Source organism: Rhodococcus sp. EPR-134 (assembly GCF_001647205.1).
GTDB lineage: Bacteria > Actinomycetota > Actinomycetes > Mycobacteriales > Mycobacteriaceae > Rhodococcus_F > Rhodococcus_F qingshengii.
The window spans coordinates 24,622-34,155 of sequence record NZ_LVCT01000056.1; the positions used below are offsets into that span (position 1 = coordinate 24,622).

A 9,534-nucleotide genomic window follows, 5' to 3' on the forward strand; every position below is an offset into this window, starting at 1 on the left:
GGAATACCCCCACCCGTATCAGGAGTGAAGATGTCAGCGACCAGAACAGTCACCGCGGACCCACCCACCCGAGCCGACGGCAGACTTGCGCGTCTCGGTCGATCGATGGCGACTCACACCCGCCTCGTCGTCGGCGTCTGGTTGATCGCGTTGATCGCACTCGGCGCCGCAGCACCCAGCGTCTTCACCTCTCTGGCCGGCGCGGGTTGGCAGGCAAACGGATCCGAATCCGTGCAAGTTCGCGAGTTGGCCGAGCAGCATTTCGGTGGAAATTCCTCCGCCGCAGTACAGGTGGTCGTTCACTCGGATTCTCTACCCATCACGGATCCGTCGATGCAGCAAACCCTGGCCGCGGCAACGGAAATCTTTTCCGCGGACCCTCGCTTCGGCGAAGTGATCGCCCCGCAGCCCGGTATGACCATCAGCCCGGACGGACATACCGGAATCATGGTCGCGGGCGCCAACGCGAGTACCGACGAGATGGTCAGCGCGGTAGACGAACTCGGCAAGAAGCTCACGGGCTTGTCCACCGACACGATCGAGGTGTACCCGACGGGTGCGTCGGCGTTGTGGAGCGATTTCAACAAGGCCAATCACGAAGCCATGATCAAAGCCGAAATGATGTCGTGGCCCGTCACTCTCGCGATCATGGTGTTGGCCTTCGGCTCCCTGGTTGCCGCGGGTCTACCACTACTGCTGACGCTTGCGGGCCTGGTCGCTTCGGCGGGCGGGCTTGTAATCCTCAACGAGATCACGCCGATTTCCGTGTGGGCCATGAACTTCGCGATGATGTTCGCTCTCGCGCTGGGCATCGACTACGCACTCTTCCTCGTCGCCAGGTTCCGGGATGCATTGCGAGCCGATCCGGATCCAAGGGCCGCCGTGGCTCAAACCATGGACACCGCCGGCAAGGCTGTGGTCCTTTCCGGCCTCACAGTTCTGGTCAGTTTGTCTGCGGTTCTCATCGTTCCAGCCCCGGCCGTACGCACGATGGCTGTCGGAATCATGCTCGCTGTGATCTTCGTTCTCGCCGCAACACTCACCCTGTTGCCTGCCGTGCTCGGCAGGATCGGCGCGAAGGTCAACGGCGGTTCTCTACCGTATGCAAAGCGCCAGCAGCACCGCTCCCCGATGTTCGCAGGTTGGGCATCATTGCTGCACAAGCACCCGTGGCCATTCGGCTTCGGCGCCTTACTCATCCTGATCGCACTCGTTGTTCCGGTCTTCGGACTGAAGGTGGCAATGCCCTCCATCGCCGTGGTTCCCGAGGACGCCCCGGTTCGCCAGGGCTATGAACTGGTGCAGCAGCAATTCGGGGACGGCGCCCCGGGGATGTTGCAGATCGTCACGTCCGCCGACGATGCAGCCGACACCTCACGTCTTACCATGAGCGTTGACGGCGTGGCCATGGTCACCCCAGCGCAACAAGCTGCCGACGGGTCCGATCTTGTTATGCTGCAAGCAGTTCCCACCGTCGACCCGTCAGATCCTGCGATGGAAACCATCCTTGCCGACCTTCGGTCGCAACTGCCGGAATCGGCGCTCGTCGGCGGCGCTCCGGCCGAAAATCTCGACCTTCAGCAGGCACTCGACGACTACCTTCCCATCGTCGTGGTCGTGATTCTGACGCTCGGATTCCTGTTGCTGCTGATCGCCCTCCAGGCGCCTTTGATCGCCTTGATCGGCACGCTGGTCAGCCTGCTGTCCACTGGGGCCGCATTCGGAATCGCGAAGCTGATCTTCCAGGACGGTCACGGAGCAGGCCTACTCGGCTTCACCCCCCAGGGTTTCCTCAACGGGTGGGGTCCGGTCTTCTTCTTCGCCATGATCTTTGCGATCGCGATGGACTACACCGTGTTCCTGCTTTCGAGTGCCAAGGAGCACTACGAACGCACAGGCGACCCCGCGATCGCACACATCGACGGCCTCGCGCATTCAGGTCGGGTCATTGCGGCGGCAGCAGCGGTGATGGTTGCGGTCTTCTTCACTTTTGCGCTCGCAGATCCCTTGCCACCCAAGGAAATGGGCATCATTCTCGGCGTAGCTGTCCTCCTGGACGCAGTGCTCGTCCGCTTGGTACTGCTGCCCGTTCTCCTACGCCTCACCGGCCGGGCAGCCTGGTGGGCGCCGGCATGGCTGCGTCGCGTCCTGCCGAACATCAGCTTCTCGCATGGCTGATCGTGTACCCGAGATCACTGTCCTACTGATACCCCCAGGGGTATGATGGGGACAAGAGAAATCAAAGCCGGCGACAGTGACAGCCCACGACGAGGAGTGCGCAATGACAACACCCACAGAACCGATAGCGATCGCAACCAAGGTCACCGGAACCTTCGACGACGTCGTCACCCGCACGCGTGGCGCTCTCGCCGAGCAGGGCTTCGGCATCCTGACCGAGATCGACATGCAGGCAACACTCAAGGCGAAGCTGGACGAGGACATGGAAAAGTACCTGATCCTGGGTGCCTGTAACCCGCCGTTGGCCCATCGGGCAGTTTCGGTGGATCGTCAGATCGGCCTCCTGCTGCCGTGCAACGTCGTCGTCCGCGAAGATACGACTACCGAGAATTCGTTCTTCGTCGAAGCGATGAACCCTGCTCTCATGGTTCAGGTTTCCGGCGAACCCGGCCTCGAGTCCGTGGCAGCCGACGCAGCCGTCAAGTTGCGCGCGGCCGTCGACTCGCTGATCTGACACCGCAGTCGGACCAAACACTGAATCAAGCAGTGACATGCCCCCAGGGGTACCCTTGACCGCAGCACGAACACTCGAGAAGGGGCCACCATGACCGGCGACGAAGAGAGCATTGCGCTCGTATTGAACAGACTGCGTCGTGCCCACGGCCAACTTGCCGGGGTCATCTCGATGATCGAGAACGGCCGCGACTGCAAGGACGTCGTCACGCAACTCGCCGCCGTGTCCAAGGCGCTGGACCGAGCAGGGTTCAAGATCGTCGCTTCCGGGCTGCGTGAATGCCTGAGCGGTGACAGCGCGGAAGGTCAGGAACCGATGACCGAGGCCGAACTCGAGAAGCTGTTCCTGGCACTGGCCTGAAACATGAGAAGGGCCTGACCTGCAGTTAGCAGGTCAGGCCCTTTCTCGCGTGCGGAAAACTACTTCGCCAGGAAGTCGATCAGCACCTTGTTCACGGCCTCCGGACGCTCGAGGTAGCCGTAGTGCCCGGCGTCGGGAATCTCTTCGTACGACGCCGTCGCGATGCAGTCCGCCACCTCGCGGGAGAGGTAGGGCGGGATCATGCGGTCGTCGGCGAAAGCGACGGACAGGCACGGGCGCATGATCGACTTGTACGCACCCCGTCGATCGAAGGCGCGGTCCATACCGAGCTGTGCGCGAACACCCGGTGACGTTGCGCCGCCGGTGAACTCGAAGATATCCATCCAGTCGCGCGCCGAGTGATCGTCTGCCAGCGTGGCCGGCGAAAGGTTCATCACCGCGGTCACTGCGGCACGGTACTTGGCCGGCAGAGCGACGCCACTGTCGAACAACTGGCGCTCGCCCTCGGTCAGGACCTGCTGGAAATGATCCATCCGGGCGTGGCCGGCGAGGAACACTGCTTTGCGAACCAGATCGGGCCTGGCGAGCGTCAGTTCCTGCGCCACCCGGGCGCCCATCGAGGTGCCGATGACATGGGCCGGACCGCCACCGAGGTGCTCGATCAGTCCGGCGGTGTCTGCGACCATGTCGGGCATCGTGATGCCGCCGAGGCTCTCGCCGGACGGTGCGATTCCGCGGTTGTCGAAGGTGCAGACTCGGTAGCCGGCGGCCACCAGCGCCGGGGTCTGGTGCAGATCCCAGACGCGGCCGGGGCTGCCGGTCCCCATGATGAGCACCACCAGATCTCCATCACCCTTGACCTGGTAATTGATGGGGATTCCGTTGATTGTGGCGACCGTCATGTCAGCCTTCCTCCTCTTACGTGTGATCAACAATTTTGGTTGGATAGCCTAAGCTGATGGGCGGTCGTGTGACCGCAACCCCAGCCCATGCTCGTCCAGGAGGACCCCCGTTGAGAGTCGCTACGCTCGGATACCAAACCTGGGGCCACCGTACCCTGCAGGCCTTGATCGACTCCGATCACGAGGTCGTGCTGGCAATCACACACCCGAAGAGCGAACACGTCTACGAACAGATGTGGGCGGACTCGGTTGCAGATCTGGCGGCCGAGAACGGTGTACCCGTTCACGTGGCGAACAAGCCTGACGACGCCTTCAAAGCCGCGCTGGCCGAAGCAGCTCCCGACATCATCGTCGCCAACAACTGGCGTACCTGGTTGCCTGCGGAGGTCTTCGACGCACCCAAGTACGGCACCCTCAACATCCACGATTCGCTGCTGCCCAAGTACACGGGATTCTCCCCGCTCATCTGGGCTCTGATCAACGGCGAAGAAGAAGTCGGGCTCACGGCGCACCTGATGGACGAGGAACTCGATGCGGGCGACATCGTGCTGCAGCGTTCGACGACGGTCGGCCCGACCGACACCGTCACCGATCTGTTCCACCGCACGATCGACATGATCGGCCCCATCACACTCGACGCCCTGGATCTGATCGCGTCCGGCCGTACCGACTGGACGCCGCAGGACCGATCGCAGGCCACGTTCTTCCACAAGCGCGCACCGCAGGACAGCCACGTCGACTGGTCCTGGCCCGCCGAGGTCATCGAGCGTTTCGTCCGGGCACAGTCCGATCCGTACCCCAACGCTTTCGCCGAGTTCAAGGGCCAGCGCATCCGCATCCTGAAGGCGTCCGTCTCACGCGGGCACTACGGCGGAACCCCCGGCCGAGTGTTCATCCAGGAAGACGACGGCATGGTGATCGTCGCGGGCCCCGACGCGTGGTCGGGCAAGAACAAGGGACTGCGGATCGAGCGCGTCCGACTCGACGACGGCAGCGAGTACACCGCCGCCGAGTTCTTCCCCCACGGCGGCGGGTACCTCACCTGATCGCCGGATCAGACCCCCTCAGTACAAAACCCAGTACAAACCCCTCAGTCGCGACCTTCCCAGGCCGCCCACAGTTGTGCGTAACGCCCGCCCGCGGACACCAGTTCGCGGTGCGGGCCTTCTTCTACGATCTGTCCGTGTTCGAGCACGATCACTCGGTCGGCGCCCGCGGCCTGGGTAAGCCGGTGTGCGACAACCAGAGTGGTGCGGCCCTCCGTAGCGGCGTCGGCAGTCGCTTCCAGTTCCCGCGCTCCGGCGCTGCCCGCCTCCGCTGTTGCCTCGTCCAGTACGGCGACGGCGGGATCGGCCAACACCAGTCTCGCCAAAGCCAACTGCTGCGCCTGCGCCGCCGTCATCTCGTGCCCGCCTTCGCCGACTACGGTCAGCATTCCCTCGTCGAGAGCCTCCACCCACTCGTACGCGCCGACCGTCCGCAGTGCCGCGGCAACGTCCTCGTCCGAGGATTCGGGAGCCGCCAATCTCAGATCCTCGATCAGGGGTCCGGCAAAGACATGGACCTCCTGACTCACGATCGCGATGTGGCGTCGTAGGTCGTCGAGGTCGGCAAGCGGGACACCGCCGATCGACACCCGGCCCGACGTCGGAGTGATCGAACCGGCAGCGATCGCCGCGAGCGTCGTCTTTCCGGCTCCGGTCGAACCGACGAGCGCCACGCGCTCCCCCGCTCGCAGTGTGAGGCTCACTCCGTGGAGAACCTCATGACCACCGTCGTAGCTGTGCCGAATGTCATCCAGACGCAGCGAACCGTCGGCCGGAACGGAACCTGCATCCGTCGAAGGCTCCGTTTCCTCGATCTCGACGACGCCGACCAGTCGCGCGAGGCTGGCGCCGGCCGACTGCACTTCGTCGAAGGTGTAGAGCAGTGAGCCGATCGGGTTGAACAGGCGGTGGAACAGCAGGGCAGCAGTCGTCGTCTGGCCGACTGTCACGACGTCCTCACGGACCAGCAGGAATCCGACGACGAGAATCATGGACAGGCCCACGAATTCGGCGCGGTTACCTCGACCGGCGAACCTCGTGAACAGGCCGAACACTCCGACTGCCAGATCGCGCGCTTTTGCCGACGCCGCATCGATCTGCCCGAGGTGTTCCTTCTCGAGGCTGTACGCACGGACCGTCTTCGCACCCTGGAGACTGCTGATCAGCGCTTGTGAACGAGCGCCCATCGCTACCCGCTCGGCTGCGTAAACGGGAGCCGAGCGTGGCAGGTACCACTTGAGCGCCAGCGCGTACATCGGCAGCGCGACCATTCCGGCCAGACCGAGTCGCCAGTCGAGTCCGAGCATGGTCACCATGCTCAGAGCCACGAGCAGAACCGCCGCGATCATGCCGGGAACCACGTCGGACACGGCCTTGGCGATCACCGACACGTCGTCGCCGACGCGCGAGAGCAGATCGCCCTTACCGACCTTCTCGACGGTCTGGATCGGCAGTCGCAGTGCCCGGTCCACGGTCCGCTCTCGCAGATCCGCCAGGATCGTCTCACCGAGCCGCTTGATCAGATAGGCAGCCACACCGGTGAACACACCGCCCACGATTGCGGCAGCGGCGATGATCACGACCACCCCGACGATCGTCGACGTGGGCGCGTTCTCCCGGACCCGGTCGACCAGGACACCGAAGACGTAAATCGGCACCAGGGCCATCGCCGACGCCGAAGCCGCGACGATCAGGACCAGCAGGCTCTGCATCCGGTGTTCGGCCAACGCCGCCCGCAACCACCTCCAGGTCTGGCGACCACTCGCGATCGGCAACAACTCGCGCTCTGTCACCTTCTCGGCGTTCTCCCCGGCCGGCATTTCGGTTGTCATGTCCGTGGCCGTCACCGCAGCACCGCTCCTCGGTAGTTCGCGTCGCCGCGAGAGAGTTCGGAATGTGTGCCGATCGAGGCGATCACTCCGTCGTTCAACACGATCACCCGATCCGTCACGGCCAGCAAGGCGGGGCTGCTGGTGATCAATACCGTCGTGTGGATGCCACTGGCACCCTCGTGCCGCAGTTCTGCGATTCCTTCGGCGATCGACGCCTCGGTCACCGCGTCCACCGCCGTCGTCGGATCGTGCAGGACCATCACGGGTGCCTGTGCCACCAAGGCGCGCGCGAGGGCGACGCGTTGCCGCTGGCCTCCCGACAAACTGGCGCCCCGATCGGTCACTTCGAGGTCGAGACCGTCCGGATGTGCATCGACGACATCCGCCGCTGCCGACGCCACCAGAGCGCTCTGGATGTCGAGAGCAGCGCCATCACCGGCGCCCGCGGTGACGTTCGACGCAAGCGACCCGGAGAACAGATCGGTGATGTGCGGCTCCACCAACACCGTCCGACGTGCCAATCGCAAGTCCATGTCGGACAGGCTGATTCCGCCAACCCTCACCACTCCGCGATACGCGTCCTGCGCCAGCTGACCGGACAGGACCGCGACAAGGGCGTCGGCGTCCTGCGGTTGGTAAGCCACGACGCCCAGCAGTTCTCCGGCAGGCAGATGCAGATCGATGCCCTTGAGCGATTTGTACTCGACTCCGTCGAGAGTCAGGTCGGTGCCTTCGAGTTCGGTCTGCGAACCCGCGCCACGCAGTGGCTCCGCGTCCAAGACCAGTGCCAGTCGATCCGACGACGCTCGCGCCACCGCGAAGTATCCGGGAATGGACGCAAGCAAGCCGAGCGGTTCGATGATGAACTGCGCAAGCCCCACCACGGTGATCAGTTCACCGACCGTGATCCGGCCCTGCAACGCGAAGTATCCCGCGAAGCCCGCAACACCGACCGCGAGCAACGCACTGACGGTCGCGGCAACGCCGGTGTAGATACCGGTCGCCTTGGCCGTGCCGATCGTCGATGCGAGCGCTTGACGGCTGACCGTGCGGTAGCGCGCCGACGCGGTCTTCTCGCCGCCGATACCGCGCAGCGGACGCAATCCGCTGACCAGATCCGTAGCCATCGCCGACGCCCGAGCGATCGACGCCTGCTGGCCGGTGGCCCTCGACGTGATGAGAGGCGCCGCCAATTGCAGCAGACCGAGAATGACCGGCGTTCCGATCAGAACGGCCAGCCCCAGCCAGAGGTCGATCCACACCAACGCCACCGCCGACGCCACCGCAGCTGTCAGGGCCGCAGCGGCGCGCGGGACGATGTCCGCGATCCACGAAGTCTGCTCGGCATCGGATGTCGAGACTGTCAGCAATTCACCCGAACGCAGATCGGTGCGCACCCCACGCGGATCGAGGACGCGGTGCGCCACCTCGAGCCGGAGGCGATGAGCCTCCTGCTGCATCGCGGTGACGATGAAGCGTGCGCCGAAGCGCCAGGCGGCCGTCAGAACGAGAAAGAGAGCCGCGAGACCGACGATGGAGACGATCAGGGCCGTGGTGTCCGAAGTCTCCACCGCACGGTCGATGATCACACCGATGGAGATCGGCACCGCCGTCTCGGTCAGTTGGTGCAGACAGACCAGAACCGTGCCGATGGCGAGCGGGCCACGGTTACGGACGAGGACACGTCGCAGAATCGCAGCACCGCTGTGATTGCCACTATCCGGCTCGTCCGAGTCGACGGTCACACTCGAGGGGGTCGAACTCATGGAACTCCAAGCATCGATGGAAGCGATAAAGTTGAGTACAGAGATAAGTAAGTCGACCCTAATACATGAGCAACTAGCGTCGACACGCCCAGTTCTCATAGAGTCGCGAGTAAGAACCATTGCTTGCGCCGTGCAGGCAAGCACGAGAGGAACATGATGGCTGAGAACACGACCGTCGAAACCGAGATCGCGGACGAGGACCTCGAGCCCGTAGCGGACGAAACTGCTCGTCAGGCACAGCGCGTCGTCGCTGCCTACGCGGAAGATGCCGACGAGTGCAGGATGCTGCTCTCGATGCTCGGTATCTCCCCCGCCGCCAAGCTCGACTGAATCTTTCCCTCACCGACCGAGAAGGAACCACGTGCCTGTCAGTCCGGATTCGACCAGTTCAACCCTTTCTGACAGCGCACCTGCTTCTTCGACCGGTGAAGCCGTGTCCGGGCAGGCTGAGTTCGTTGTCGTAGCGAACCGCCTGCCCGTCGACTTGGAACGGCTTCCCGACGGCACCACCCGCTGGAAGCGAAGCCCCGGCGGACTGGTCACCGCTCTCGAGCCGATCCTGCGCAGCAATCAGGGCGCGTGGGTGGGCTGGGCGGGGGTGGCGGACGCCGAGCTCGACCCCATCGTCGAAGACGGACTCGAGCTCTACCCCGTGCCGCTGAGCGCCGAGGAGATCAACGAGTACTACGAGGGATTCTCCAACGCCACCCTCTGGCCGCTCTATCACGACGTCATCGTCAAACCCGAGTACCACCGCGAATGGTGGAACGCCTACGTCGAGGTGAACCGGCGATTCGCCGAAGCCACCTCCAAGGCAGCGGCACAGGGCGCGACAGTCTGGATCCAGGACTACCAGCTGCAGTTGGTACCGAAGATGCTGCGGATGCTGCGCCCCGACCTGACCATCGGCTTCTTCCTGCACATTCCGTTTCCCCCGGTCGAGCTGTTCATGCAGATGCCGTGGCGCACCGAGAT

At 64.0% G+C, this 9,534-nt stretch carries 9 protein-coding genes; 6 read left to right on the top strand and 3 right to left on the bottom strand.

The genetic code is table 11. The features are described from left to right. Positions 1-30 precede the first annotated feature (30 nt). From A2J01_RS02845 to A2J01_RS02855, 3 genes are all read left to right on the top strand, one after another. The gene (locus A2J01_RS02845; RefSeq protein WP_082900786.1) at positions 31-2,178 is read left to right on the top strand and encodes an MMPL family transporter; all 2,148 of its coding nucleotides are present in this window, start codon (positions 31-33) and stop codon (positions 2,176-2,178) included. Positions 2,179-2,281: 103 nt separating this feature from the next. Continuing rightward, positions 2,282-2,692 carry a DUF302 domain-containing protein gene (locus A2J01_RS02850; protein ID WP_003945447.1) on the top strand — a complete coding sequence of 137 codons (411 nt, stop codon included), beginning with the start codon at positions 2,282-2,284 and terminating at the stop codon, positions 2,690-2,692. Positions 2,693-2,782: 90 nt separating this feature from the next. Further along, positions 2,783-3,052: a metal-sensitive transcriptional regulator gene (locus A2J01_RS02855; RefSeq protein WP_007734349.1), complete on the top strand. Its 270-nt coding sequence runs from the start codon at positions 2,783-2,785 to the stop codon at positions 3,050-3,052. 59 nt (positions 3,053-3,111) lie between these two features. Here A2J01_RS02855 and A2J01_RS02860 read toward each other — a convergent pair whose 3' ends face one another. Continuing rightward, positions 3,112-3,915, bottom strand: coding sequence for an alpha/beta fold hydrolase (locus tag A2J01_RS02860; protein ID WP_003945829.1), 804 nt, complete (start codon positions 3,913-3,915; stop codon positions 3,112-3,114). A gap of 110 nt (positions 3,916-4,025) precedes the next feature. Between A2J01_RS02860 and A2J01_RS02865 the strand changes: the two genes are divergently transcribed. Beyond that, positions 4,026-4,961, top strand: coding sequence for a methionyl-tRNA formyltransferase (locus A2J01_RS02865; RefSeq protein WP_007734348.1), 936 nt, complete (start codon positions 4,026-4,028; stop codon positions 4,959-4,961). Positions 4,962-5,005: 44 nt separating this feature from the next. Here the strand turns inward: A2J01_RS02865 and A2J01_RS02870 are convergent, their stop codons facing one another. Both A2J01_RS02870 and A2J01_RS02875 read right to left on the bottom strand, forming a co-directional pair. Further along, the gene (locus A2J01_RS02870) at positions 5,006-6,793 is read right to left on the bottom strand and encodes an ABC transporter ATP-binding protein (protein WP_374104630.1); all 1,788 of its coding nucleotides are present in this window, start codon (positions 6,791-6,793) and stop codon (positions 5,006-5,008) included. An 11-nt stretch (positions 6,794-6,804) separates the two neighbouring features. Next, positions 6,805-8,559: an ABC transporter ATP-binding protein gene (locus tag A2J01_RS02875; protein ID WP_080726624.1), complete on the bottom strand. Its 1,755-nt coding sequence runs from the start codon at positions 8,557-8,559 to the stop codon at positions 6,805-6,807. 156 nt (positions 8,560-8,715) lie between these two features. On the opposite strand from A2J01_RS02875, the gene A2J01_RS36235 reads away from it, so the two are divergent. Together A2J01_RS36235 and A2J01_RS02880 are read left to right on the top strand one after the other, a co-directional pair. Continuing rightward, positions 8,716-8,889, top strand: a complete 174-nt coding sequence (locus tag A2J01_RS36235) for a hypothetical protein (protein ID WP_164490548.1) — start codon at positions 8,716-8,718, stop codon at positions 8,887-8,889. Between the two features lie 103 nt (positions 8,890-8,992). After that, positions 8,993-9,534 (top strand): trehalose-6-phosphate synthase (locus A2J01_RS02880; protein WP_197494140.1); only part of this gene is annotated, 542 nt, incomplete at its 3' end.

Coding starts and splice junctions, on each gene's coding strand:
- A2J01_RS02860 (WP_003945829.1), bottom strand. CDS start 3,915: ATGACGGTCGCCACAATCAACGGAATCCCCATCAATTACCAGGTCAAG.
- A2J01_RS36235 (WP_164490548.1), top strand. CDS start 8,716: ATGGCTGAGAACACGACCGTCGAAACCGAGATCGCGGACGAGGACCTC.
- A2J01_RS02850 (WP_003945447.1), top strand. CDS start 2,282: ATGACAACACCCACAGAACCGATAGCGATCGCAACCAAGGTCACCGGA.
- A2J01_RS02875 (WP_080726624.1), bottom strand. CDS start 8,559: ATGAGTTCGACCCCCTCGAGTGTGACCGTCGACTCGGACGAGCCGGAT.
- A2J01_RS02870 (WP_374104630.1), bottom strand. CDS start 6,793: ATGACAACCGAAATGCCGGCCGGGGAGAACGCCGAGAAGGTGACAGAG.
- A2J01_RS02845 (WP_082900786.1), top strand. CDS start 31: ATGTCAGCGACCAGAACAGTCACCGCGGACCCACCCACCCGAGCCGAC.
- A2J01_RS02855 (WP_007734349.1), top strand. CDS start 2,783: ATGACCGGCGACGAAGAGAGCATTGCGCTCGTATTGAACAGACTGCGT.